The organism is Pseudoclavibacter chungangensis (assembly GCF_013410545.1).
Lineage (GTDB): Bacteria > Actinomycetota > Actinomycetes > Actinomycetales > Microbacteriaceae > Pseudoclavibacter > Pseudoclavibacter chungangensis.
In genome coordinates, this window is record NZ_JACCFV010000001.1 from 3,716,922 (window position 1) to 3,740,480 (window position 23,559).

30 protein-coding genes and 1 pseudogene are annotated in these 23,559 nt (G+C 72.7%); 10 read left to right on the forward strand and 21 right to left on the reverse strand.

The window, feature by feature from the left end; genetic code table 11:
* Positions 1-148: 148 nt before the first annotated feature.
* Positions 149-637, forward strand: a complete 489-nt coding sequence (locus HNR16_RS16525; RefSeq protein WP_158038937.1) for a heme-degrading domain-containing protein — start codon at positions 149-151, stop codon at positions 635-637.
* Here the strand turns inward: HNR16_RS16525 and HNR16_RS16530 are convergent.
* From HNR16_RS16530 to soxR, 6 genes are all read right to left on the reverse strand, one after another.
* Positions 634-873, reverse strand: coding sequence for a hypothetical protein (locus HNR16_RS16530; protein WP_158038938.1), 240 nt, complete (start codon positions 871-873; stop codon positions 634-636). The two genes, HNR16_RS16525 and HNR16_RS16530, sit on opposite strands and share 4 nt — an antisense overlap.
* A 189-nt stretch (positions 874-1,062) precedes the next feature.
* Positions 1,063-2,289 carry an FG-GAP and VCBS repeat-containing protein gene (locus tag HNR16_RS16535; protein WP_158038939.1) on the reverse strand — a complete coding sequence of 409 codons (1,227 nt, stop codon included), beginning with the start codon at positions 2,287-2,289 and terminating at the stop codon, positions 1,063-1,065.
* A 26-nt stretch (positions 2,290-2,315) separates the two neighbouring features.
* Positions 2,316-2,828 carry an FG-GAP repeat protein gene (locus tag HNR16_RS18925; RefSeq protein ID WP_179558314.1) on the reverse strand — a complete coding sequence of 171 codons (513 nt, stop codon included), beginning with the start codon at positions 2,826-2,828 and terminating at the stop codon, positions 2,316-2,318.
* A gap of 150 nt (positions 2,829-2,978) precedes the next feature.
* Positions 2,979-3,641 carry a biliverdin-producing heme oxygenase gene (locus tag HNR16_RS16545; RefSeq protein ID WP_158038941.1) on the reverse strand — a complete coding sequence of 221 codons (663 nt, stop codon included), beginning with the start codon at positions 3,639-3,641 and terminating at the stop codon, positions 2,979-2,981.
* A gap of 70 nt (positions 3,642-3,711) precedes the next feature.
* Complete coding sequence (locus tag HNR16_RS16550; RefSeq protein ID WP_179558315.1) at positions 3,712-4,194, reverse strand: DUF3817 domain-containing protein; 483 nt, start codon at positions 4,192-4,194, stop codon at positions 3,712-3,714.
* Positions 4,195-4,255: 61 nt separating this feature from the next.
* A complete protein-coding gene (soxR, locus tag HNR16_RS16555) occupies positions 4,256-4,726 on the reverse strand; it encodes a redox-sensitive transcriptional activator SoxR (RefSeq protein ID WP_158038943.1) in 471 nt (156 codons plus the stop codon).
* 155 nt (positions 4,727-4,881) lie between these two features.
* On the opposite strand from soxR, the gene HNR16_RS16560 reads away from it, so the two are divergent.
* Positions 4,882-5,391: a GNAT family N-acetyltransferase gene (locus HNR16_RS16560; RefSeq protein ID WP_158038944.1), complete on the forward strand. Its 510-nt coding sequence runs from the start codon at positions 4,882-4,884 to the stop codon at positions 5,389-5,391.
* Between the two features lie 43 nt (positions 5,392-5,434).
* On the opposite strand, the gene HNR16_RS16565 is transcribed toward HNR16_RS16560, so the two are convergent.
* Both HNR16_RS16565 and HNR16_RS16570 read right to left on the reverse strand, forming a co-directional pair.
* Entirely contained in the window at positions 5,435-5,731 is a 297-nt protein-coding gene (locus tag HNR16_RS16565) for a DUF2470 domain-containing protein (RefSeq protein WP_158038945.1), read from the reverse strand.
* Positions 5,732-5,782: 51 nt separating this feature from the next.
* Positions 5,783-6,427: an NAD(P)-dependent oxidoreductase gene (locus HNR16_RS16570; RefSeq protein WP_158038946.1), complete on the reverse strand. Its 645-nt coding sequence runs from the start codon at positions 6,425-6,427 to the stop codon at positions 5,783-5,785.
* A 194-nt stretch (positions 6,428-6,621) separates the two neighbouring features.
* Between HNR16_RS16570 and HNR16_RS16575 the strand changes: the two genes are divergently transcribed.
* Positions 6,622-7,047, forward strand: coding sequence for a winged helix-turn-helix transcriptional regulator (locus HNR16_RS16575; RefSeq protein ID WP_225737711.1), 426 nt, complete (start codon positions 6,622-6,624; stop codon positions 7,045-7,047).
* Positions 7,048-7,050: 3 nt separating this feature from the next.
* On the opposite strand, the gene rraA is transcribed toward HNR16_RS16575, so the two are convergent.
* The 5 genes from rraA to purS all read right to left on the reverse strand — a co-directional run bounded on the left by rraA (position 7,051) and on the right by purS (position 9,991).
* The gene (rraA, locus tag HNR16_RS16580; protein WP_158038948.1) at positions 7,051-7,518 is read right to left on the reverse strand and encodes a ribonuclease E activity regulator RraA; all 468 of its coding nucleotides are present in this window, start codon (positions 7,516-7,518) and stop codon (positions 7,051-7,053) included.
* A 28-nt stretch (positions 7,519-7,546) separates the two neighbouring features.
* Positions 7,547-7,990 carry an NUDIX hydrolase gene (locus HNR16_RS16585; RefSeq protein ID WP_179558316.1) on the reverse strand — a complete coding sequence of 148 codons (444 nt, stop codon included), beginning with the start codon at positions 7,988-7,990 and terminating at the stop codon, positions 7,547-7,549.
* A gap of 165 nt (positions 7,991-8,155) precedes the next feature.
* Positions 8,156-8,953: a PIG-L family deacetylase gene (locus HNR16_RS16590; RefSeq protein ID WP_158038949.1), complete on the reverse strand. Its 798-nt coding sequence runs from the start codon at positions 8,951-8,953 to the stop codon at positions 8,156-8,158.
* 2 nt (positions 8,954-8,955) lie between these two features.
* Entirely contained in the window at positions 8,956-9,654 is a 699-nt protein-coding gene (gene purQ, locus HNR16_RS16595) for a phosphoribosylformylglycinamidine synthase subunit PurQ (protein ID WP_158038950.1), read from the reverse strand.
* A gap of 1 nt (position 9,655) precedes the next feature.
* Positions 9,656-9,991: a phosphoribosylformylglycinamidine synthase subunit PurS gene (gene purS, locus HNR16_RS16600; protein ID WP_158038951.1), complete on the reverse strand. Its 336-nt coding sequence runs from the start codon at positions 9,989-9,991 to the stop codon at positions 9,656-9,658.
* Between the two features lie 154 nt (positions 9,992-10,145).
* On the opposite strand from purS, the gene HNR16_RS16605 reads away from it, so the two are divergent.
* Positions 10,146-11,510, forward strand: coding sequence for an AI-2E family transporter (locus HNR16_RS16605; RefSeq protein WP_158038952.1), 1,365 nt, complete (start codon positions 10,146-10,148; stop codon positions 11,508-11,510).
* A gap of 33 nt (positions 11,511-11,543) precedes the next feature.
* On the opposite strand, the gene HNR16_RS16610 is transcribed toward HNR16_RS16605, so the two are convergent.
* Positions 11,544-13,709, reverse strand: coding sequence for a RecQ family ATP-dependent DNA helicase (locus HNR16_RS16610; protein WP_158038953.1), 2,166 nt, complete (start codon positions 13,707-13,709; stop codon positions 11,544-11,546).
* Positions 13,710-13,836: 127 nt separating this feature from the next.
* Here HNR16_RS16610 and HNR16_RS16615 point away from each other — a divergent pair, with 127 nt between their 5' ends.
* A complete protein-coding gene (locus HNR16_RS16615) occupies positions 13,837-14,640 on the forward strand; it encodes a hypothetical protein (protein WP_158038954.1) in 804 nt (267 codons plus the stop codon).
* A 138-nt stretch (positions 14,641-14,778) separates the two neighbouring features.
* Here the strand turns inward: HNR16_RS16615 and HNR16_RS16620 are convergent, their stop codons facing one another.
* The 4 genes from HNR16_RS16620 to purD are packed head-to-tail and all read right to left on the reverse strand — an operon-like array spanning position 14,779 to position 18,363.
* The gene (locus HNR16_RS16620) at positions 14,779-15,135 is read right to left on the reverse strand and encodes a DUF2200 domain-containing protein (protein WP_158038955.1); all 357 of its coding nucleotides are present in this window, start codon (positions 15,133-15,135) and stop codon (positions 14,779-14,781) included.
* Positions 15,132-16,166 (reverse strand): hypothetical protein, encoded by a 1,035-nt coding sequence (locus tag HNR16_RS16625; protein WP_158038956.1) that lies wholly within the window; start codon positions 16,164-16,166, stop codon positions 15,132-15,134. Before HNR16_RS16625 ends, HNR16_RS16620 begins: the two co-directional genes overlap by 4 nt.
* A gap of 20 nt (positions 16,167-16,186) precedes the next feature.
* On the reverse strand, positions 16,187-17,077 hold the full coding sequence (locus HNR16_RS16630) for a phosphoribosylaminoimidazolesuccinocarboxamide synthase (RefSeq protein WP_158038957.1): 891 nt from the start codon (positions 17,075-17,077) through the stop codon (positions 16,187-16,189).
* Entirely contained in the window at positions 17,074-18,363 is a 1,290-nt protein-coding gene (gene purD / locus HNR16_RS16635) for a phosphoribosylamine--glycine ligase (protein WP_158038958.1), read from the reverse strand. The genes HNR16_RS16630 and purD overlap by 4 nt, the downstream gene beginning before the upstream one ends.
* 60 nt (positions 18,364-18,423) lie before the next feature.
* Between purD and HNR16_RS16640 the strand changes: the two genes are divergently transcribed.
* The 4 genes from HNR16_RS16640 (at position 18,424) to HNR16_RS16655 (ending at position 21,360) form a co-directional block, all read left to right on the forward strand.
* Positions 18,424-18,789, forward strand: coding sequence for a sterol carrier family protein (locus HNR16_RS16640; protein WP_158038959.1), 366 nt, complete (start codon positions 18,424-18,426; stop codon positions 18,787-18,789).
* Between the two features lie 65 nt (positions 18,790-18,854).
* Complete coding sequence (locus HNR16_RS16645; RefSeq protein ID WP_158038960.1) at positions 18,855-19,442, forward strand: hypothetical protein; 588 nt, start codon at positions 18,855-18,857, stop codon at positions 19,440-19,442.
* Positions 19,443-19,449: 7 nt separating this feature from the next.
* Positions 19,450-20,631, forward strand: a complete 1,182-nt coding sequence (locus tag HNR16_RS16650; protein WP_158038961.1) for a MalY/PatB family protein — start codon at positions 19,450-19,452, stop codon at positions 20,629-20,631.
* Between the two features lie 138 nt (positions 20,632-20,769).
* Positions 20,770-21,360, forward strand: coding sequence for a peptidase M23 (locus HNR16_RS16655; protein ID WP_158038962.1), 591 nt, complete (start codon positions 20,770-20,772; stop codon positions 21,358-21,360).
* Between the two features lie 6 nt (positions 21,361-21,366).
* On the opposite strand, the gene HNR16_RS16660 is transcribed toward HNR16_RS16655, so the two are convergent.
* Positions 21,367-22,881 carry a sensor histidine kinase gene (locus HNR16_RS16660; RefSeq protein WP_158038963.1) on the reverse strand — a complete coding sequence of 505 codons (1,515 nt, stop codon included), beginning with the start codon at positions 22,879-22,881 and terminating at the stop codon, positions 21,367-21,369.
* Positions 22,878-23,012 (reverse strand): winged helix-turn-helix domain-containing protein, encoded by a 135-nt coding sequence (locus tag HNR16_RS16665; RefSeq protein ID WP_158038964.1) that lies wholly within the window; start codon positions 23,010-23,012, stop codon positions 22,878-22,880. Before HNR16_RS16665 ends, HNR16_RS16660 begins: the two co-directional genes overlap by 4 nt.
* Before the next feature lie 57 nt (positions 23,013-23,069).
* Here HNR16_RS16665 and HNR16_RS16670 point away from each other — a divergent pair, with 57 nt between their 5' ends.
* Entirely contained in the window at positions 23,070-23,267 is a 198-nt protein-coding gene (locus HNR16_RS16670; RefSeq protein ID WP_218868475.1) for a hypothetical protein, read from the forward strand.
* Between the two features lie 14 nt (positions 23,268-23,281).
* On the opposite strand, the pseudogene HNR16_RS19075 reads toward HNR16_RS16670, so the two are convergent.
* Positions 23,282-23,554, reverse strand: a pseudogene (locus tag HNR16_RS19075) (response regulator); the annotation flags it as partial.
* Positions 23,555-23,559 lie beyond the last annotated feature (5 nt).

Here is a 23,559-nt window from a genome sequence, read left to right on the forward strand (position 1 = left end):
CGACGGCCGGGCCGTTCACGATTCTACGGCCCGTCGGCGGGGCGGTGCGGCCCGCGCTCGCGTCGCGCCGCGGCAGCCGTGGCGTCGTGGGTCGCGGACGGCGACTCGATACGCTCGTACCGACCGCGAACGACCCCGGGAGGACCGCATGACCGACGAGAACGCCGACGCGATCGAGCTCGAACGGATCACCCGGGAGGAGCGCGAACTCGTGTTCACGCGCTTCACGCGCGACGACGCGTGGGCGCTCGGCGTGCGACTCCGGGAGGCAGCACTCGAACAGGAGCTGCCGATCACGATCGGCATCACCGTCGGGCAGCAGCGCGTGTTCCACACGGCGCTCGACGGTGCGTCGGCCGAGAACGACGACTGGCTCGCGCGCAAGACGCGTGCCGTGCTGTACTTCGGGCGTTCCTCGCTCGGCGTCGGGGCGCGGTTCCGCGGGGCGGGCCGCGATTACGCGACGGAGGCACGCGTCGATCCGAACGAGATCGCGGCCGACGGCGGCGTGTTCGCGATCACGGTCGCGGGCGTCGGGGTGATCGGCGCGGTGGGCGTCTCGGGGCTGCCGCAGTACGAGGACCACGCGTTCGTCGTCGAGCAGTTGCGCGCGTTCCTGGCGGACGCCGAACGCTAGCCGCCCCGGGCCGCGGGCTCACCGTGACGCGGCGGACGGAGGAGCGAACCGGTGGGGCGTCCCGCGCGTCGCGCGCGGACCACATCGGCGGCGAGGCCGATGGGGAGCACGAGGAGCGCCGTGGCGACCACGGCGGTCGTGGGGGCCGCGGTGCCGTCGAGCCCGAGCGCGGCGCACACGTACGGCGCCGCGAACGCGACGACGACGACGAGCGCACTCGTGAGGAAACGGAACATGAACCGAGCGTAGGAATCGGACCTCCGAACCCCACGAGAACCCCGCCCGCCTCCAAGCCCGCCCACGCCTGCACCCGTACCCGCGGGCGATCAGCCGCATTCAGCCGGGTTGTTGCTACCGGGCCCCAGGCCCGGTAGCAACAACCCGGCTGAATGCGTGCGGTGCGTGCGGATTGGGTGGCGCGGGTGTCAGTTCGTTTGGCGGCGGGGACGGTGGCGCAGCGCGAGTGCCAGGAGTCCGGCGAGCACGAGTGCGGCAGCAGCGAACGCGGCCGGGAGCAGATCGTCGGCGCCCGTCGAGGCGAGGGCGCCGTCGTCCGCGCTCGCCGTCGGGGCGGCCGTGCTCGACGGGCCGGGGCCCGTGCCGGTCGTCGCGGTCGGCTCGGTGCTCGACGTGGGCTCGCCCGTCGGGGTCGTCGTCGTGCTCGGTTCGGGTGTCGCCGGCGCCGCCGCGCGCAGCGTCACGATGCGCACGGCGGGCAGTGTGCCGTCCCACGTGAACAGCGCGGGCGCCCCGACGGCGAACGTCACGTCCCGGCCCGACGGGTCGGCCGTGAAATCGGCGAACGAGCGGCCGAGGTGCACACCCGCACCGTGGCCGGCGATGATCGTGCCGCCCTCGTAGGCGTCACCGAGCAGCTCACTCGACTCGAGCACACCGCTCGACGAGAGGGGCAGCGTGCCGTCGACGAGCGCGCGCGAGTCGATCGCGAGCGCATAGCCCGACCCCGGTACGGCGGCATCCCGGGCACCGTCCATCGCGCCCACGAGGAGCATCGACCAGCCGTCCATGCGAACCGCGCCGACCGCGTGGCCCAGGTGGTCGTCCGCCGCGAGCCCGTTGATCCACCAACCGCGCGGAACCGTGGCGCCGGCGTCGTCGGTCGAGGCGACGGCCGGGGCGTCGACGGCGTCCGGGTCGGTGACGACGGTCGCGCGGCTCGTCGAGCCGAGGACGACGAGCGCACTGCCCGTCTTCGGCGCGTCGGAGTCGCCACCGAGCATGAGGTCGTCGAGGCCGTCACCGTCGATGTCACCGATGCCGACGGCCGAACCACCCATGAGGTCGTAGCCGCGGACGGGACCGTTGATGCGGAAGCCGGGCACGTCGCCCGCGCCGACCTCGACGGTGCCGCTCACCTCGGTGAACACCCAGCCGGCACCCGTCGCGAACGCGGACGAACCGGGGACGGTCCACGACGCGGCACCCACATACAGGTCGTCGCGCCCGTCACCGTTCACATCGCCTGCGGCGGCCGTCGACACGAGGTCGATGCCCGTCCCGCGCACGCGCGGTCCGCTCGTCGAGGTGAGTGCGGTCTCGGCGGCGAGCGTCTCGGCGTCGAGCACGGTGACCTCACCGTTCGTGTCGGTGACACCCACCTCGTCGCGCCCGTCACCGTCGATGTCGCCCACGCCGATGGCGCGAGTGACCGAGCCCGTCACGACGCGGCCGCGCTCGCCAGGGTATCGAGCGTCACGTCCGAGAAGTCGCGGGAGCCGAACACGAGGAAGACCGCGGCGCTCTGGCTCACGACGACAAGGTCGTCGATGCCGTCGGCGTTCACGTCGCCCGCGCAGCGCACGTCCACGCCGCCCATCCTCGTGCGAGCCGTGTCGATGATGCGCACCGGCGCGGACTCGTCGACCGTGGCCGAAGCGGCACCGTCGGCCGCGCCGAGCAGCACGTAGCCGCCGGTCGCACCGGGCGTGAAGTCGAACGTCGAGTAGGTTCCGACGGCGAGGTCGGCGACCCCGTCACCGTCGACGTCGCAGCGCTCCTGCGAGACGGTGCTGCCGAACGCCGATCCGTCCGGCCCCGTCACGATCCGGTCCGAGACCGGTTCGAGGGCCGAGGCGGGGGGAGGGGCGAAGGCCCCCGACAGGGTGAGTGCGAGTGTGGTTGCGGCGACGGTGGCCGAGACGGCGACACGTCGCCGGGATGTTGCGTGCACGGGGGCCTTTCGACGGCGGAGCGCGTCCATCGCGCTCCCGCCGAAGGTGAGGTTAGCCTGTCCTTACACGCATGCGCGACGTCGACCGTTGCTCAGGATCCGCGTGGTCGTCATCGCCGTGCCGGGGGCGTCGGTCCACCCGGCGACACCTCAGCTTCGTTCGGCGTGCGCCCGTCGGACCCCCTCGAAGAGGCGTTCGTTCGCGTCGAACGCGACCGAGGTCTCGTCGACCGCGCGCTGCGCCGAGGGGGCATCGAGGTTGAGCCCGTCGAGCGCCGCGCGGTAGGTGTTCTTGAACGTCGGGAACTTCCCGATGCCCTCGAGCCGGAAGAACGCGGCCTCGTCGTCGGGGAGGCCGTAGTGGCGATCGAGCATGACGCGGATCGCCTGGCCCCCCGACAGGTCGCCCAGATAGCGCGTGTAGTGGTGCGCGACGAGCCGACCGAGCTCGTCCGCCGACGCCTCGATCGCGGCCACGTAGGACGCCGTCTCCGGCAGGACGTCGAGGGGCTCGAGACCCGTGCGCTCGCGGAGAGCGGCGAGATCGGCGGCGATCGCGTCGCCTCGCTCGAGCGCGGCCGGGAGCAGATCGGGCACGTCGAGCTGCGCGCGAAGGGTCGCCGCGGCGCCGTCGATCGCGGCGTACACGTGCTCGAGCTGGTCGAGCAGCATCACCCATGCGGCGATGTCGAGCTCGCCGCCGAGGAGCTGGGACATGAACGGCGAGTTCTCCGCGCGCTCGTGGGCGGCCCGCGTCTCCTCGCGGAAGCGCGTGGAGAGCGGGGCGGTCTCGGCCTCGGGTGGTGTCGTCATGCTGGCTCCGTGGGGTCGTACCGTGCGGCGCGCCTGCGGCGGAGCCGGTCGGGGAGGTGGGGCGAAAGGGTCAGTGGGTGAGGGACATCGTGACCGCGACCGTGCTGAACGCGACGACGATCGCCACGAGCGTGATCGGGTGCCGGACGGCCCAGTAGAGCAGGGGGTCGAGGAATCCGAGCGGCGCGGGGCGACGTCCCGGGAGCGTGACGTCGCCGGTCGCGCCGACGGGCTGCGGGGCTGCGACCGTCCGCCACCCGCCCGCCAGCATCCGCCGCCGCTCGGCGAACCAGTCGAACAGGAGCGTCGCGAACGGCGGCACCGCGGCGATGCCACCGAGCAGGAACATGTGCCACGGCCAGCGCTGGTTGAGGCCGACGAGCATCGTGCACGCGAGGTAGGCGATGAACATGCCGCCGTGCAGTGACCCCGCGAGGGTCACCACCGCATCGGTCGTCCGAGCCCCGTACTTGAGCCACATGCCGAACAGGAGGAGTGCCCACGTGGCGGCCTCGCCGATGGAGACGGTGCGGAGCAGGGTGCGTGGGGTCACGAGATCACATGCTACGGCTTTTTGACGACACCGTGTCGGGAACCTGCGGAGCGTCCGCGGCTCAGGCCTGTTCCGATTCCGCGTCCTCCGGGTGCAGGCGTCGCGCGCCCGGCCCGTCCGCCGCGAGTTCGTCGCCGGGATTGACGATCCGGCACGCACTCAGGGACAGGCAGCCGCAGCCGATGCACCCCGTGAGCTCGGCCTCGAGCCGCTCGAGTTCGAGGCGCCGCGCCTCGAGCCGTGCGTGCCAGGTCGCCGAGATACGTCCCCAGTCGCGCTTGCCCGGCATGCGGTCGTGCGGGAGGCACTCGAACACCTCCGCGACCTCCGAGAGCGGGATGCCGAAGCGACGGGCGGCGAGGATGATGCCGATGCGCCGCAGGACGTGTCGCGGATAGCGACGCTGGTTGCCGCTCGTGCGCACCGAGGCGATGAGCCCCTCGGCCTCGTAGTAGCGGACGGCACTCGTGGCGATCCCCGCGCGCCGGGCCACGTCACCCACCGAGAGAAGATCGGTCGCCGAGACGGTCACGGACACCTCCCCGGCTCGATCTGTGCGGACGTGCGGGAAAGCGTACTCCCGCTCGTCGACTCGTCGACTCGTCGACTCGTCGACGAGGCCCCGTCATGTTCGTCGGGGCGAATACTCCGGGCGGCGTGTGACGGTGTACGGCTATCGTGACGAAGATGCTCATCCCACCCGCCAATGCCCTCGACGAGCGGCTGCCCGGCTCGGTCACGGGGCCGCTCGCGCTCGACGACGTCGACGAGCTGATCGTGCTGCAGCGTGCCTGCTGGGTGCAGGAGGCGATCGCGAACGACACGCTCGACACCCCACCGCTCCACGAGACGCGCGAGGACGTCCTCGCCGATGCGGCGCAGTGGGACACGGTCGTCGTTCGTGTCGGCCATCGCCTCGTGGCGGCCGTGCGCGGGCGTCTCGACGGTGACGCCTGGGACGTCGGGCGGCTCATGGTGGCTCCCGACCTCGCGGGCCGCGGCGTCGGTTCCGCACTGCTCGAGCTCGCCGAGTCGCTCGCTCCGAGTGAGGCGACGCACTTCGCGCTCTTCACGGGAGCGCGGAGCGAGCGCAACATCCGCACCTACGAGCGCGCCGGCTACCGCGTCGAACCGCAGGACGACGAGGCCCGCGCGCACGGCATCGTGCGGCTCACGAAACCCATCGTGCGCGACTGAGCGCAGTGGGCGTGGCGGCCGGCTGCGAGGCGCCCGCGGTGGCTCAGTGACCGTGACACTCGACCCCGAGCTCGCGTGCGGCGCGCTCGGTGAGCGCGACGACCTCGCGGCGGATCTCCGGACGCTCACTGATCGGTGCGCTCCACGGCACGGTGAGCTCCCGTTCGCCCGCTGGGGTCGTGGCGAGCCACGTGCCGCCGGTACCGTCGAGCGCCGTCATGCGCGCCGCGGTCGCGTCGAAGGCGCCGGACGCGCGCACGATGAGCAGGTTGTCGTCGGCGTGGTCGTCGTTCATGTGCGCGAGCACGGCATCGACGACGGAGGCGGGGAAGGCGGTCACGGTCCGACCGTACCGTGCGCCGACCCTGCCGCGGTCGCGGACGAGCGGGGCTCAGTAGGCGACGGTGAAGCGCTCGCGGTGGTGCGCGGGCGTCGTGATCTCGTCGACGACGGCGAGGCCGAAGTCGGAGCCGGAGATGTTCGAGTCGCCGTTGTCGTCGACGAGCAGGACGTCGCCGCCGACGCGGTAGTGCCCCGTGGCCTCACCGGGTGCGAACGCACCGAAGCCACCGGCCGGGCTCACGTAGAACCAGTCGAGCGACCCGTCGCCCGCGCGAAGGTCGTCGAGGACGGTGCCCATCTCGGTCGCCTCGGGCAGGATCGCGGCCGGGAAGCCGTCGGTCTCGGACAGCTTGGGGCCGCCGGGGGCGACGAGGAGGGAGCCTGCGCCGCCGATGACGCCGAGCCGGACGCCGGCCTTCGCGGCGAGCGTCGCGAGCGTCGCGTCGACCTCGCGCACGTGCCCCTCGAGCGCGCCGCGCGGCGAGAGTGCCGAGACGACGACGTCCGCGCCGTCGACCGCACGCTCGAGCACGCTCGGGTCGAGCACGTCGCCCTCCACGTAGGTGACGCCGGGGACGCGGTCCGCCGGTGCCTTCCGGCTGACGCTCGTCACCTCGAGGCCGCGCTCCGCGGCGTGACGCACGATGTTGGTTCCGGCGTAGCCGGTGCCGCCGATGACGGTGAGCTTGGTCATGTTCGTCCTTTCGCTTCGCGACCCGGACGGTCGCGATGGTCACCATAAGTGACCATTGGCTCGAGTGGAAGAGGGCACCTCGCGGTGACCGGGGCACTCGCAGGTTCGTCGTCCCGCCCCGCGGCTTGAGCGGGGCGGACGTCGGCGGTATCTTTCGGTGACCGATGAGCGGGGGACCGCGGAGAGGCGGCGTCGTGAACCAGGACCGATGGCACGCCGGTGGGCGGTGGGATCCCTACGACCAGGACTGCCCGTCCCGGCAACTGCTCGACCGCATCGGCGACCGCTGGACGGTCCTCGTCGTCCTCGCGCTCGCCGACGGTCCCAGACGCTTCTCGGAGCTGCGTCGCTCGGTCGGCGGGGTGTCACAGAAGATGCTGACGCAGACCCTGCGCGCGCTCGAACGCGACGGCCTCGTCCGGCGCACCGTGTTCGCACAGGTCCCGCCTCGCGTCGACTACACGCTCACCGACACGGGGACGAGCCTGCTCGAACCGCTGCGGGGGCTCCTCGACTGGTCGTCCGCGCACATGGACGACGTGCTCGCGTCACGAGCACGGCACGACGAGGGTGAGGCCGACGGGGCCGCGCACGAACGGGTCGCCGCCTCGGGCGGTTGACGCTCAGCGCTCGACGAGGATGCCGTCCTCGTCGCTCCACAGCGTCGCGCCGGGCCGGAACACGACCCCGCCGAACTCGACGATCTCGTCGGCGACCCCGAGCCCGAGCTTCGTGCTCTTGCGCGGGTTCGAACCGAGTGCCTTGATGCCGAGGGGGATGTCGAGGAGCGCCGCGCGGTCGCGGACGACGCCGTTGATGACGGCACCCGCCCAACCGTTGTCGGCCGCGATCTTCGCGATCATGTCGCCCATCACGGCGCGTCGCAGCGAGCCCGCGGCGTCCACGACGAGCACCGCACCGTCGCCGGGCGAGGACACGACCTCCTTGAGCAGAACGTTGTCCTCGAAGCAGCGCACGGTGCGGATCGGGCCGGAGAACGCGGCGACGCCGCCGAGGTTCCGGAGCTGCAGCCACACGGACTGGAGCGCTTCGCCGTGTTCGTCGTAGAGGTCGGCGGTGGAAATCGTCATGTGGGCCTCCCGGGTCGGTGCATCGAGCCTACGACGCGTCGAGCGCGCGCAGGGCGGGGAGTACGTGGTCGCGCAGGAGCGGTGCGAGATCGTCGGGGAGGGGCAGGCTCGGATCGAGCAGCCGGACCTCCTCGATCTCGGCGAGCGCGCTGACGCGTTCGGCGGCCCCCGGCTCCGTCGACGCGAACACGTCGCCCTGCACGTCCCGGCCCGCCTCGTTCGCGGCCGGCGCGGAGAACCGGCCGAGCGGCACGAGCGCCGCGGGTTCGAGCGCGACGCCCGTCTCCTCGGCGCACTCGCGCACGGCGGCGTCGGCCGCGGACTCGCCCGCCTCGGGCTTACCGCCCGGCAACTGGAACCGGGACGTGCCCCGCTTGCGGACCGTCACGATTCGCCCGCGCGCATCGCGGAGCACGACGGCGCTCACGCGGATCGGGGCGGTGGTGTCGACGGAGGGGGTGTTCGCGGTCATGACCGCCAGGCTAGCCCGCGGCGACTGCCGGACGTCTTCCGGGCGGGCGCGGTATTCCGCACCCGCCCGGCCGGAAGACATCCTGCGACGACCCCCTGACATCGCGCCGAGCACCGAGTCGGAGAAGTGTCGGAGATGCGTCGGAGACGGATCGGAACGCGAAGGCTACGCGGCGTCGACGTGGCGCACGAGACCGACGCCGACCGGCACGGGATGGCGGAAGCCGCTGTCGTGTTGGATCCAGCCGTCCTCGCCCACGACGACCTGCGTCCGGTAGTGGCGCATCGCCTCACGGATGCGGTCCGTGTACGCCGGCAGCGCGAACCAGAGCACGCCCTCGGCCGTCTCGGCGGGCGTCTCGGGGTGCGTCAGCTCGAAGACGGGCACGCCCGCGTCGCGGCCGGCCGCGACCGCGATCTCGTGTGCGCGCACGTGGTCGGGGTGGCCGTAGCCGCCGTGCGCGTCGTAGGTGACGATCGCGTCGGGCCGCACGCGCGCGACGAGCGCGTCGAGATCGGCGAGCGCCTCGGCGAAGGGGATCGAGGTGAACGAACGCGGGTCGGCGGCGGCGACGGGGTCGGGCCCCGCGACACCCTCCGAGATCCACGACATGCCCGAGTCGCGGTACTCGCGGTCCTCGTGCGCGTCCGAGCGGGCCTCACCCGAGCCGAGCCAGTGGGCCTCGTCGATGCCCAGGACGGCGAGCGCCTCGCCACGCTCCTGCACGCGGCGCGGCCCGAGCCCGTCGGTGCCGAACAGCTCGGCGAGGGCGGGGTCGACGACCTGGCCCAGCTCGCCGCGGTTGCTCGTGACGAGCACGACGCGGGCACCGCGCTCCGCGAGCGCGGCCATGAGCGCACCGCCCCACAGGGTCTCGTCGTCCGGGTGCGCGTGCACGAACAGCACGGTCCGGGCCGTCTCGAGGAACGACGCTGCGTTCCGGTCGTCGAGTGTCGCGGTCACGATCAGGCGGCCCCGACGAGGCGCTGCAGCACGCTCGCGAACACGCCGAGTCCGTCGGTTCCCGACTTCATGCGCTCGGCCGTGTCGGGCCCGAAGCCGAGCTCGACCGCGTGCTCGGGGTGCGGCATGAGGCCCACGACGTTCCCTCGCTCGTTCGTGAGGCCCGCGATGTCGTCGCGCGACCCGTTGGGGTTGACCCCGACATAGCGGAACGCGACGAGCCCCTCGCCCTCGATGCGAGCGAGCGTCTCGTCGTCGGCGATGAACCCACCCTCACCGTTCTTGAGCGGGATGACGATCTCCTCGCCGCGCTTGTAGGCTCCCGTCCACGCCGTGTCGGCGTTCTCGACGCGCAGCACCTGGTCGCGGCACACGAACGCGCCGTGGTCGTTGCGGATGAGGCCGCCCGGCAGCAGGTGCGCCTCGGTCAGCATCTGGAAGCCGTTGCAGATACCGAGGACGGGCGTGCCCGCGTTCGCGGCCGCGACGACCTCGGCCATGATCGGCGAGTGGCTCGCGATCGCACCGGCGCGCAGGTAGTCGCCGTAGGAGAAGCCGCCCGGCAGGACGATCGCGTCGACGCCCTCGAGGTCGTGCGAGCCGTGCCAGAGCGCGACGGGCTCGCCGCCCGCGAGCAGCACGGCGCGCTGCGCGTCCCGGTCGTCGAGCGATCCGGGGAAGGTGATGACGCCGATCCGCACGCTAGTCCCCCTCGGGGAGCGTGAGTGGGATCTCGTTCGTGTCGAGCGGGATGGACGACTCGTCGTCGTCCTCGAGGTCGGTGAGCTCGACGCCTTGCACGCTGATCGAGATGACGTCCTCGATCACGCCGTTCGCGAGGAGTTCGTCGGCGATACCCGTGACCTCCTCCATGAGTTCGGCGGAGACCTCGCGGTCGGTCGTGATCTCGAAGCGTTTGCCCACGCGGACGTCGCCGAAGTGGCTCTTGCCGAGCCGCGCGAGCGCACCGGCGACGGCCTTGCCCTGCGGGTCGAGGAGTTCTTCCTTCGGCATGACTTGCACGACGATCGTGGGCATGCAGATGCTCCAATCTTTCGGACGGCGGCTGGGTTCAGTGTAGCCGCGCGCGACGCGCCGATCGCGCGCGGACGGACCGATCGGTCGGGCCCACTATCGTTGGGGCACCGGGCGCAACGGTACCGTGCGCCCGGATGCCGGAGAGGGGGATGCGATGTCCAGGATCGGCGATTTCTTCCGGGGGCGGACGAGCGGGTCGGGTGAGGGCTCGGCCGCCGACGCGGTGCCACCGCGCTCGGGCTCACCGCGGACCACCGTCGACGCGCCACCCGAGGAGCAGCCCGCGAACGGGGGCAACGCCGTCTCGGCGAGCACCGCGAACCAGGCGGTCGCGCAGGCCGCGGTCGAGGCGAACGCCATGCCCGACGAGGGTCGTGGCCACCGTCCGGCCGCCGTGGGCCTCATGTGGACCGACGGCATCGGCCGCGTCTCGCTCCGTGCCCTGCAGCTCATCATCCTCATCGCGCTCGGCGCGGGCGTCGTGTGGGCGGGGCTCCAGCTCTCCATCGTCGTCATCCCCGTGCTGCTCGCGCTCATCGTCGCCTCGGCCGCGTACCCCGTCATCAAATTCCTCACCGATCGGCGCTGGCCGTCGGTGCTCGCGACCGTCGCGGTCCTCCTCGTCGTCGCACTGCTGCTATCGGGGGCGATCTTCCTCGTCGTCGTGCTCGTCGCCGGTCAGTGGACCGTGCTGCGCGACAGTGCGGTCGAGGGCTTCAACCAGGCCGTCGCGTGGGCGAACTCGACGTTCGGCATCGTCGTCGACGGCGACCACATCGCCGAATGGTTGCAGCAGCTGTGGACGTTCGTGTCGTCGAGCGGGCTCGGCTCGGCCGCGTCGGGCATCACGGCCGGCATCTCGTCGGTCGCGACCTTCCTCACCTCGCTCGTGCTGTTCTTCGTCGTGCTCTTCTTCTTCATGAAGGACGGCCCGCTCATCTGGGGCTTCGTGACGAAGCCGTTCCGTGGCGCGATGGCGACGCGGGTGCAGCTCATGGGCGCGCGTGCCGTCGAGGTGCTCGGCGGCTACATCCGCGGCACCGTGACCGTCGCACTCGTGGACGCCCTCTTCATCGGCATCGGCCTCGCGATCGTGGGCGTCCCGCTCGCCTTCCCGCTCGCGGTCATCGTGTTCATCACGGCATTCATCCCGCTCGTCGGTGCGACGCTCGCGGGCATCGTCGCAGCCCTCGTCGCGCTCGTGACGAACGGGCTCGTCGCGGCGATCATCGTCGTCGGAATCGTCGTGCTCGTGAACCAGCTCGAGGGCAACTTCCTGCAGCCGGTCGTGCTCGGCAAGTCGCTCAACCTCCACTCGCTCGCCGTGCTCCTCGCCCTCACGATCGGGACGGTGCTCGGTGGGATCGTCGGCACGCTGCTCGCGGTGCCCGTCGCCGCGGTCGGCTGGACGCTCGTGAAGTCCTGGTACGAACCGCTCGAACAGTTGAAGCGGGACGTGAGCGAGGACGGGTCCCGCACGAAACCGGTGGATCGGAAGGCCGCGTCCGCGACGAGCTGAGCGGGCCGGGCACGCGCGCTCGAGCGGGCCAGTTCAGCCACGCAGGGCGAGCGCGAACGGCAGCACGCCGGGCGCGCCCGCGCGACGGAGCAGGCGGGCGGCGACGGTCATCGTCCAGCCGGAGTCGACGAGATCGTCGACGAGGAGGACGGGCCCTTCGAGCTCGGCGAGCGACGACTCGAGCTGCGGTCCGATCGCGAAGGCGGGCCACACGGCGGCGAGCCGGAACGCACTGTTGCCACCCGGCCCACCCGACGGCGCCGACACGAGGTCGAGGGCCCCGAGCACGGGGAGCCGGCCGATCGAGCCGAGCGCCGTCGCGACCGAGCCGATGAGTTCGGGCCGTGTGCGGCTCGGCACGGCGACGACGGCCGAGGGCCGCTGTGCCCAGTCCCACGTGCGCAGGACGTCGACGCACGCGTGCACGAGCCGCTCGCTCGCCGGCCCGTCGGGTGCGCCCGGGGCAAGCACCTCGCGGAGCACGCCGCCCCAGCCGAGATCGGTGAGCCGCGCGAGCGCGCGCCCCTCGAGTGGGCGCTCATCGTCGGGAATGCGGCCGCGGGCGGCGACGCCGCGCTCGGCCATGCCCTGCGGCCACTGCTTGCGCGGTTCGATCGGGACGCCGACGCGGCTGATCGCGGCGGTCGCACTCGCTCGCGCCGTCTCGTCGACGTCGCTCGGATACCAGGGCCCCGCGCAATTGTCGCAGCGACCGCAGGGTGCCGCGGTCGGGTCGTCGAGCGCACGCTGCAGGAACGCCATGCGGCACTCGTCGGTCGACTCGTAGTCGAGCATCGCCTGCTGCTCGGCCGAGCGGGCGGCGGCGATGCGCGCGTAGCGTTCGGCGTCGAACGTCCACGGCTCGCCGGTCGAGACCCAGCCGCCCTGGACGCGCCGGACGGCACCGTCGACGTCGAGTACCTTGAGGAGGAGCTCGAGCTGGCTGCGGCGCAGCTCGACCTCGACCTCGAGCCGGGGCGTCGAACGGGGGTTGCCACCGGCCGCGGCGAGCGCGGCGAGGACGCGCTCGGCCTGCTCGCGCCTGGGCATCGAGGCGGTCGCGAAGTACTCCCAGATGTGGCGGTCCTCCGCGCCCGGCAGCAGCAGCACGTCGGCGTTCGCGGTCGCGCGACCGGCTCGTCCGACCTGCTGGTAGTACGCCACGGGCGAGGAGGGGGCGCCGAGGTGTACGACGAAGCCGAGGTCGGGTTTGTCGAAGCCCATACCGAGGGCGGAGGTCGCGACGAGCGCCTTGACCTCGTCGGCCTTGAGTGCCCGCTCGAGGCGATCTCGTTCGTCGTTGTCGGTGCGGCCGGTGTAGGCGTGCACCTCGTGGCCCGCGTCGCGCAGCATGCGCGCCGTGTCCTCCGCGGCGGCGACCGTGAGCGCGTAGACGATGCCGCTGCCGGGGAGATCGCCGAGGTGTTCGGTGAGCCAGCCGAGCCGGGCCGCGTCGTCGCCGAGGCGCAGCACACCGAGGCGGAGCGAGGCGCGCGCGAGGGGACCTCGGACCGTGAGGACCTCGTCGCCACCGAGCTGCTCGGCGACGTCGGTGACGACGCGGCTGTTCGCCGTCGCCGTCGTCGCGAGCACGGGGACGCTCGCGGGTAGGCCGCGGACGAGCGCCCCGAGGCGGCGGTAGTCGGGGCGGAAGTCGTGCCCCCAGTCGGAGATGCAGTGGGCCTCGTCGACGACGACGAGCCCCGTTCGGGCGAGGAGCCGGGGCAGGGTGCGTTCGCGGAAGTCCGGGTTGTTGAGGCGTTCGGGCGAGACGAGCAGCACGTCGACCGAGTCGTCGTCGAGGGCGTCGAGCACGCGCTCCCACTCGTGCTGATTGGCCGAGCTGATGCTCACGGCGTGCACGCCGGCCCGCTCGGCGGCGGCCACCTGGTCGCGCATGAGCGCGAGGAGGGGCGAGATGAGCAACGTGGGCCCCGCGCCGCGGGTGCGCAGCAGGCTCGTGGCGACGAAGTAGACGGCCGACTTGCCCCAGCCCGTGCGCTGTACGACGAGGGCACGCCGGCCCGCATCGACGAGGGCCTCGATGGCCTCGAGCTGCCCGTCGTGGAACTCGGCGTCGGGCCGGGCCACGAGGGAACGCAGGACGCGCAGCGCCTCGGTCGCCGTGTCGGTACCGGCCGCGCCATCGCGCCCGCCCGTCGCTGCCACCGGACTCGCTGCACCCTCGTCGCCGACCATGCTGCAAGTGTGTCGCACCCCACGGACACCGGGCTGTGCGGTCGGCGCGGCCGCGCGTCGCGGCCGTCGACGGTTCTCCGCCCCGTGGCTGATGCGATTGTCCGAGGCGTGGGATTGGCTTGACCGCATGGAAGCCTACGACTTCGTCTTCGACGCCGAAACCGACTCCGACGCCACGAACGCCGCCGCACCGAACGCCCACCGCGGCTGGACGGGGCAGCTCGGCCCGGGCGTCGGCGACGCCCACTGGCCGCGCAGCACGGTGACGGGGCTGCCGATGCTCCACGGCATCACCGTCGAGCTCCCCGAGGCCTACCGCCGTCGTGGTGAGGAGCTCGTCGCGATCTCGTTCTTCCAGGGGGACGGGCAGTTCCGCGACGAGGACGACGCGGCCGTCCCCGACGCCGAGAGCGACGATCCGTTCCTTCGGCAGCTCGCCACGTACGTCCCCCTCGACCGCGAGACGAAGCTCGAGGACATCATCGGCGGCGAGTTCGCGACGCTATGGCTCACACGCGAGGAGTTCGAGCGCGGCCCGAGCGCCCCGCCCGAGGACGTGCGTGAGCCCGACACCCACACGAACGAGGACGACGAGGGCGTCAACGCGTGGGACGTGCCGGAGTGGGCGGACGAGCCCGAGACGCGGGACTTCCATCTCGTCGTGCGCGACGACCCGAACGCGGGGCTCGCGCCCGAGTCGGACGGCTACGTCGAGCCGTTCGACAGCGGGGCACGCGACTGGCACGCGTGGGCGGCACCGCTCGTCGAGCCCATGCACCTCGGCGGCACCGCCTTTCCTGTCCAGGGCCTGCCCGAGGGGCTCTCGGCGTACTACCTCGAGGTCGACGAGCTTCCGGGCATGAACCTCGGTGGCGACGGCCGCGCGCAGATCGACCTCGAGACGGACGAATTCGACTGGGCCTGCGGCTGACCTGCGGGACGAGTCCGGTGCGCTCGACCGTACCGACGGCCGTGCGGTCCACCGGAGCACCGACACGACGACGGATCACGACAGGGAGAGCAGGCCGGTTCGCCTCGTCGCCCCTTCGGGTGGGATCTCGCCGCCCGATCAGGCCGTCGCGCTCGGGGTGCGCAGCACCTTCGCCATCGCCTTGCCGCGCGCGAGTTCGTCGACGAGCTTGTCGAGGTAGCGGATGCGCTGCATGAGCGGGTCCTCGACGTCCTCGACGCGCACGCCGCACACGACTCCGCGGATGAGCGTGGCGTTCTGGTTGAGTCGGGCGTCCGCGAAGAACTCCTCGAACGTCGATTCCGTGTCGAGATGCCGGCGCAGTTCGTCGTCGTCGAAGCCCGTCAGCCACCGGATCACCTCGTCGAGCTCCTCGCGCGTGCGGCCCTTGCGTTCGAGCTTCGCGACGTACAGCGGGTAGACGGCGGCGACGCTCGTCCCGAAGATCCTGGTCATTCCGAGGATGGTAGTGGCTCGATCTCGGCATCGCCCGGCCACCAGCGGGCGCGCAGCACGGCACGTTCGCGGTCCGCGTGCACACCGCCGCGGAGGGCGAGCCGGTAGGACAGGCCGAGTGTCGCGAACCCGAGGGCGACAGCGCACAGGCCGAGCGCCCGGACGAGCGTGTTCGGGGCCACGATCGCCGCCGTCGCCCCGGCGCCGATCAGGGCGACACCGATCGCGGCGACGTGGCGGGCGTTCCGCTCGATCGGGTGGGGCCGCTTGAGCGCCGCATCGAGTGCCTCGTCGCTCGGACGCTCGACTCCGTCCGCATGCTGCACCGAGCGTGCCTGCGCCCGCTCCCGACGGCACGCACGCTCGACATCGGACGGGCCCTGGAGCGACACGAGCAGCGCATGATCGCTCCGGCGCCGCCGCTCGAGCCGCTGCGCCGCGAGAAAACACCACACGCCGAGCGCGATGACGCCGAGCGCGAGGACGACGAGCTCGACGAGCCCGCGCGTGACCTCCTCGCGCGCGAGCTCCTCGAACAGGGCGATGCCCGTCGCCACGAGTGCGATCGCGCCGATCGGCACGACGAGCGCCGCCGCGACGATCATCGGCGTCGCCGCGTCGTCGCGCAGGCGGTGGCGGTCCATCGCACCCGGAACCGCCTCGCGGTCTCGGCGGGCGCTCGCGAGTGCCGCCGTCGTGCGCGCCGGGTTCGCGAACGAACTGCACACGGCCACGAGCAGTGCGGTCACGCCGACGAGACCGACGGCGACGGCGAGCGACACGAGCGCCGGCGTGACGGGGCCACTCGTGTCGGCGCCCGACAGCGCTTGCACGAGAAGGAGAACGGCCGGCGCCACGAACACGAGCACGCCCGCGGCGACGAGGCCCGCGGTCATGACGGTCGCACCCGCTTCGAGGGCGCGCAGCTCCGCCGGCCGACGCAACTGGGCGACGCGTGGCCCCGTGCGCGGGTCGAGGGTGGCCGCGGGCTCCGTCTCGGGGCGCTGCGGGGCCTCGTCGTGTGCGCGCATCCTCGTCGGCGGCCGGGTGGTCAGGCCCGGTCGACGCCGAGCCGGTCGAACAGCTCGCGGTAGCGGGCGACGGTGCGCTCGACGACCTCGGCCGGCAGCTCGGGTGGATCACCCGTACCGTCCCAGTTCACGCTGAGCCAGTCGCGCACGATCTGCTTGTCGAACGACGCGAGTCGCCGGGCGGTCGGGAGCGCTTGGTCGCGGTAGAGCTCGGCGTCCCAGTAGCGCGAGGAGTCGGAGGTGAGCACCTCGTCCGCGATCGTGATGTCGCCCGTCGCCCGGTCGCGGCCGAACTCGAACTTCGTGTCGGCGAGCACGACGCCGCGTTCGTCGGCGATCGCCGACGCGTCGCGGAACACGCGCAGCGACAGCTCGCGCAGGGCCGCCGCGTCGTCCGCACCGACGAGCTCGACCGTGCGCTCGAAGGAGATGTTCTCGTCGTGCTGCCCCTGCGGCGCCTTCCAGGCGGGCGTGTAGATCGGCTCGGGCAGGCGGTCGCCGTCGGCGAGGCCCGCGGGCAGCGGGATACCGCACACGGTGCCGTTCGCGACGTACTCCTTGAGGCCGGACCCCGTGAGGTACCCCCGGACGACGCACTCGATCGGGAACATGTCGAGCGCGGCCACCCGCATCGAACGGGCCGCGAGCTCGGGGTCGAGGTCATCGTCCCAGCCGGCCGGTTCGCGCAGGTGGTTCGGGACGTCGATGCGCTCGAACCACCAGCGGCTGAGGCGCGTGAGCATGGCACCCTTGCCGGGGATCGCGGGGCGCAGCACGTGGTCGAACGCGCTCACGCGATCACTCGCGGCGACGAGGAGGACGTCGGGGTCCGTCTCCGACGCGAAGACCTCGCGCACCTTCCCCGTGTAGACGTGCCGCCAGCCGGGAAGCTCGGGTGCCGCGCCGCTCATCGGCCCGCCTCGGCCTCGGCGGCGGCCCTCGCGATGTCGGTCCGGTAGACGCCACCGGGCAGCTCGATCGCCTCGAGCCCCTCGTACGCGAGCGCCCGCGCGTCGGCGAGCGTGTCGCCCGTCGCGACGACGTTGAGCACGCGCCCGCCCGTCGCGACGAGCGCGTCGCCGTCGCGCGCGGTCGCCGCGTGGAGCACGCGCACGCCGCCGTCGTGCGAGCGGTCAACGGCGGCGGTGCCCGAGATGTGGCGGCCAGTCTGCACCTGCTCCGGGTAGCCCTCGCTCGCGAGCACGAGCGTCACGGCCGCGCGCGGCGAGATGGGCAGCGGGTCGGGCGCATCACCGAGCCGCCCCGTCGCGGCGGCGAACAGCAGCTCCGAGAGCGGCGCGTCGAGCCGCGTGAGCACGGCCTGGGTCTCCGGGTCCCCGAAGCGGGCGTTGAACTCGATGACGCGGATGCCCGCGTCGGTGACGATGAGGCCGCAGTACAGGAGGCCGACGAAGGGGCTGCCGTTCGCGCGCAGCTCGTCGACGACCGGCTGCGCGACCTGCTCCAGAACGGCGCGCGAGAACGCATCCTCCGAGCCGAAGCGGGCCGTGAGGAAGGGGACGGGCGTGTAGGCACCCATGCCACCCGTGTTCGGGCCCGTGTCGCCGTCGCCGAGACGCTTGAAGTCCTGCGCGGGTGGCAGCGCGCGCACGTGTTCGCCGTCGCTCAGCACGAAGACCGACACCTCCTGGCCGTCGAGGAACTCCTCGACGAGCACGGGACCGACGGGCAACCACCGTTCGGCGTGCTGGACGGCCTCGGCGCGGTCGCTCGTGACGAGCACGCCTTTGCCGGCCGCGAGACCGTCGGCCTTCACGACGTAGGGGGTCCCGAACGCGTCGAGCGCGCGCTCGACCTCCTCGACGGTCGAGGCGAGCTGCGCGCCGCCCGTGGGCACCTGGGCGCGGCTCATGACCTCCTTCGCGAAGGTCTTGGAGCCCTCGAGCGCGGCGGCCGCGCGATCGGGACCGAAGACGGGGATACCCGCGGCACGGACGGCGTCCGCGACACCCGCGACGAGCGGCGCCTCGGGGCCGATGACGACGAGCTCGACACCCTCGTCGGCCGCGAACTCGGAGACGAGCTGGGGGTCGGCGACGTCGAGGGAGAGCACCTCGGCCTCCGCACCGATACCGGGATTGCCTGGCGCTGCCGTGATGCGGTGCGCGCCTTCGGCGGCGAGGGCGGTGACGAGTGCGTGCTCACGGGCGCCGGAGCCGAGTACGAGAATTCTCACCCCCCAAGGATACGGGGCACCCTTTCCCACGGCCGCGCGCACCGCTCATACGATGGCGGCATGGCGAAGGCGAAGATCCAGGACGCGGACGGTCTCGCGGCGCTCGACGTGTGGACGGCCGAACGGGCGGCGACGCCCCGCACGCCCCTCGCGACGGCCGTCCGCTACACGGCGCAGGCGCTCGCGGAGCGCGCGCCTGGCGCGAGCGTCGAGATGCGCGTGCCGCCGTTCGCGGCCGTGCAGTGCATCGAGGGGCCGGGGCACACGCGCGGCACGCCGCCGAACGTGATCGAGACGGACGCGCAGACGTGGCTCGAACTCGCGACGGGACGCCTCGATTGGGACGAGGCGATCGCCACCGCACGCGTCCACGCGTCCGGGACGCGCGCACACCTCGACGGGCTGCTGCCGCTCGTGCGGCGCTGAGCGGCCACCACCGCTCCCGGCCCGCGTGGACGGCGGCACCTCGCCGGTGGGGGATGATGGATGCCATGGTGCACCGCGACGACCCCTCGCTCCCGTCCGACGCCGATCCCGAAGCCACGGACGTCGTCGGCGGGACGGGCGACGGCGGCGGGACGGGCGGCACGGAGGAGCCGGGCGAAGCGGCCGAGGCAGACCTCGCGGACGAGACGGAGCCTGTGGACGACACCGACCTTGCCGACGAGACGGACCTCGGGGACGAGTCCCGCACCGCGGACGAGCCGGTGCCGATCGAACAACCCGCGGTGCTGCGCCGGCACGTCAAGATGCGCACGTTCCTGCTGCTCGGCCTGCTCGTCGGGCTCGTGCTCAGCGTCGGCCTCACGTTCGGCATCCCCGACGATCCGGCGTTCAGCCCCGCGAACCCGGAGCTGCAGTTCTCCGACCTCCAGGTGTTCGCATTCCTGCTCGTGTTCATCTGCCCGCTCACGCTCGGGCTCGGTGGGCTCATCGGGTACATCGTCGGGAACGTCGCCGGCCGCCGGAGCCGAGCGGTCGTGCTGCAGCGCGAACACGACGAGCCCGCAATCGATGAGCCCGCGATCGACGAGCCCGCCATCGACGGGCCCGAGGCGCCCGATGAGCCGCGGGCGTGATGCCCGCATGACGGACGGGAACGGCGAGGTCCGCGCGGACCCGATCGACGTGCTGCGCCGTCGGACGAGCGAGAAATGGGCGTTGCACGGCGACGACGTCCTGCCGATGTTCGTCGCCGAGACGGACTTCCCGCTCGCCCCACCGATCCGTCGCGCCCTCGAACGTGCCCTCGCGGACGGGGATACGGGCTACGTCGCCGTCGGTGACGACCGGGCGGCGAGCGCGATCTCGCGGTTCGCGCGCGATCGCTGGGGGTGGGAACCCGACCCCGAGCACATGCTCACGACGACCGACGTGGGCATCGTGATCGTCGAGGCGCTCCGCGCGCTCGTCGAACCCGGCGACGGCGTCATCATCATGCCGCCCGTGTACCCACCGTTCCCCGACTTCGTGAGGGAGGCGGGCGGTGTGCCGGTGTCGGTGCCGCTCGTCGACGACGGCACCGCGTGGTCGATCGACCTCGACGGCGTCGAGACGGCACTCGCGGCCGGCGCGCGCGCCGTGCTGCTGTGCAGCCCGCACAACCCCCTCGGCCTCGTGCACCCGCGCGGCGTGCTCGAGGCGCTCGCGGACCTCGCCGGGCGCCACGGCGCGTTCGTCGTGAGTGACGAGATCCACGCGCCGCTCGCGCACGCGGGTGTCGGGTTCACGCCGTTCCTGTCGGTGTCGGAGGCGGCACGCGAGCACGGCGTCGCGGCCCTGTCCGGCAGCAAGGCGTTCAACCTCGCGGGCCTCAAGTGCGCGTGCATCACGACCGCGTCGGAACGGACCCGGGCGCTCGTCGCGCGCCGACCCACGGAGGAACTCGTCGCACGAGCGGGACTGTTCGGGGTGATCGCGACGCAGGCGGGGTTCGACGAGTCGCGCGACTGGCTCGACGCGTCGCTCGCGACGGTCGAGGCGAACGTCGCGCTCCTCGAACGACTCCTCGCCGAACGACTTCCGGACGTGACGATGCGGCGCCCGCACGCGAGCTATCTCGCCTGGCTCGACTTCCGTCGCGCGGGCTGGGGCGACGACCCCGCCGATGCCGCGCTGCGTCAGGCACGTGTCGCGCTCGCGAACGGTCCGGCCTTCGGGGCCGAGGGGCGCGGGTTCGCGCGCCTCAATCTCGCGTGCGCGCCCGACGTGCTGGCGGCGGCCGTCGATCGACTCGCACGCGTCCGCCCCGCCTCGCCGACGCGCTGAGGCGCCCGCCTCGCCGCACCGTTCGGCAGGATGCCAGGCGCGTGCGACCGTCGTGTGACACTCCCGTGACGGTGGGCGTCGAACCTTGAGGCACGTCGGCGGGATCGGCCCGCCGCAGGTTCTCGGGAGGGTCCCACCGTGCCCAGCAGCAGTCTCGTCTCGAAGAGCGGCCTCGTCGTCGGCGCGCTCGTGCTCCTGATCGCGGGGATCGTTCTCGCGTCGGTGTTCGCGATCGGAGCACTCCGCGACCTCGGCACGAGCACCGGGGCGGGTGACACCCTCGACAACGCGACGCGCGTCGGCGTCCTCGACGGGTACGACGCCGATCAGCTCGAGAACGCCCGCACGATCATGCGCGTCGCGACGGAGTCGGGGCTCGACGAGCGCGCACAGATCGTTGGCGTCATGACGGCGATGGGCGAGAGTTCGCTGCGCAACATCGGCTACGGCGACTGGGAGTCGTCCGGGGTGCGGAATCCGGACGGCTCGGCGACCTCGAGCCTCGGTCTGTTCCAGCAGCAGGACTGGTGGGGGAGCGAGGAGGAGCGGCTCGATCCGGCGACGGCGGCGAAGCGGTTCTTCGAGGTGCTCACGGAGGTCGACGGGTGGGAGGACATGCGCCCGACGCTCGCGGCGAACGCCGTGCAGGGGAACGACGATCCGCACCACTACGAGCCCTACGAGCGAGGCGCGACCGAACTCGTGCAGGCGCTCCGCACGGTGGCCTGACGGGCGTCACGCCCCGCCCGGCGTCGCGCGCTCGCCGTCCTCGGGCCCCGTCGGTGCGGTGAGCGTCACCGGGGCGAGGAGCTCGAACGTGCATCCGGGACCGTCGTCCACGACGCGCAACCGTCCGCCGATGAGACGGGCGCTCTCCTGCGCGATCGCGAGGCCGAGCCCGGTCCCGCCCGTGGCGGAACGTGACCCGTCGACCATCGCGAATCGCTCGAAGACGCGCTCGCGCAGCTCCGGAGGGATGCCGCCGCCCTCGTCGTGCACGCGGACCGCGAACGCGTCGCCGGGTGCTCGCGCGACATCGACGCGAACGGGCGGCGCGCCGTGACGTACGGCGTTGGCCACGAGGTTCGAGACGATCGTGCGCAGGCGCTCCGCGTCCGTCCACGCCCGCAGCCCGGCGTCGCCCGACACCTCGATCGGCGTCGCCGATGCGACGAGCGAGACCGCGTCACCCACGAGCGCGGCGACCGAGACGTCCGACACCGTCACCCCCGTCACACGGGCGTCGAGTCGGGCGAGTTCGAGGAGCGACGCGACGAGGCCGCGCATGCGCTCCGTGCTGCGTCCCAGGACCGCGACGGCCGCGTCGCGTTGCGCGGGCGTCACGGGTGCAGGCGTTCCGGGCGCGCCCGGCGCGTCGGTCGCGGAATCGTCGGGGTCGAGGACGTCGAGGGCGGCCGTCATGGCCGTGAGCGGGGTGCGCAGCTCGTGCGCGGCGTCGCTCACGAAGCGGCGGGCACGCGCCTCGTCCGCCAGGAGCCGCGCGGTCGTGTGCGCCTGCCGGACCGCCCCGTCGTGCAGGGTCCGGCCGATGCCGTCGAGCTCGGCGAAGCCGCTCGGCGGCGGGGCGTCCGGCACCGTGCCGCGGGCGATCGACTGCGCCATGGTCGCGAGCGACTCGACCGGCCGCCCGATCCGGCGTGCGAGCAGGATCCCGGCCGTCCCGAGAACGAGGAGTGCGCCGAGCGTGTCGGCGACGCCCGTCCGGACGAGCGCGAGGACCTTCGCGAGCGGTTCGTCGAGCGGGTGGGCCGTCACGATCGCGATGCGCGAACCGCCGACGTCGGCCGACATGTCGCGCTCGACGGCCATGAAGAAGACCTCGTGTCCGTCGAGGTGGCCGCGTTCGAACGAGATCGCCTCCCCGTCCGCCGTGCCGCCCACGACGGGGCGGAGCGCCCCGGGGACGTCGTCGAGGGTGAGGTCCCCGACGGCGCGCCCCGTCCCCAGGTCGACGAAGGTGGCCGGGCCCGCGAACCAGCCGGTGCGGACCAGCCAGCTGTCGTCGTCCTGCTGCACGGAGAGTTCGTCGAAGGCGATGTCGGTCGTGCGGGCGAAGTCGTCGATGAGCGCGTCCTGCGCGGTCTCGTAGATCGTCGCGCGTGCGGCGAGCACGATGCCCGCGCTCGTCGCGAGCGTGACGACCGTCGCGCCGAGCAGCAACCAGGTGATCACGAACCGTGAGATCGTGCCGCCGCGTCGTCGTGTGTCGGGCGGGGAAGCGTCGGTCATCGGAGCCGGTAGCCGATGCCGCGCATCGTCTCGAGCGTCGGTGTGCCGACGCCGCTCTCGTCGAGCTTCGCGCGGAGCCGCTGGATGGTGGTGTCGACGACCCGCACGGTGTCGGGGCGTGCTCGGCCCACGCGTCGTCGATGAGCTGTCGACGCGTCCGTGGCCTGCCCTCGGCCTCGGCGAGCGCGATGAGCAGGCGGAACTCGGTCGAGCTGAGTGGCATCGTGCCCGTGGGGCCGTCCGCCTCGAACTGTTCGGCGCGGATCGTGAGGTCGCCGATCCGGGTGACGCCGGCGTCGTCGTCGGCCGGGGTGCCGGCCGTCCGCCGGACGAGCGCGCGCAGGCGCGCCTCGAGCACCGCGACGCTCACGGGCTTCACGACGTAGTCGTCGGCACCGGACTCGAGCCCGCCGACGATGTCGGTGTCGTCCTCGCGCGCACTCAGCATGAGGATCGGCATCGAGCGCCGCGATCGGATCGTGCGACACAGCGTGAACCCGTCGCCGTCGGGAAGCATGAGGTCGACGACGGCCGTGTCGAAGCGTTCCCCCTCGACGAGCGCGAGGGCCGTCCGGACGTCGGGTGCCGCGGACACCGAGTGCCCGCGCCGCTCGAGCGCGAGGCTCAGCGAGAGGCGGATCTCGGCGTCGTCGTCCACGAGGAGCACCTGCATGCGCC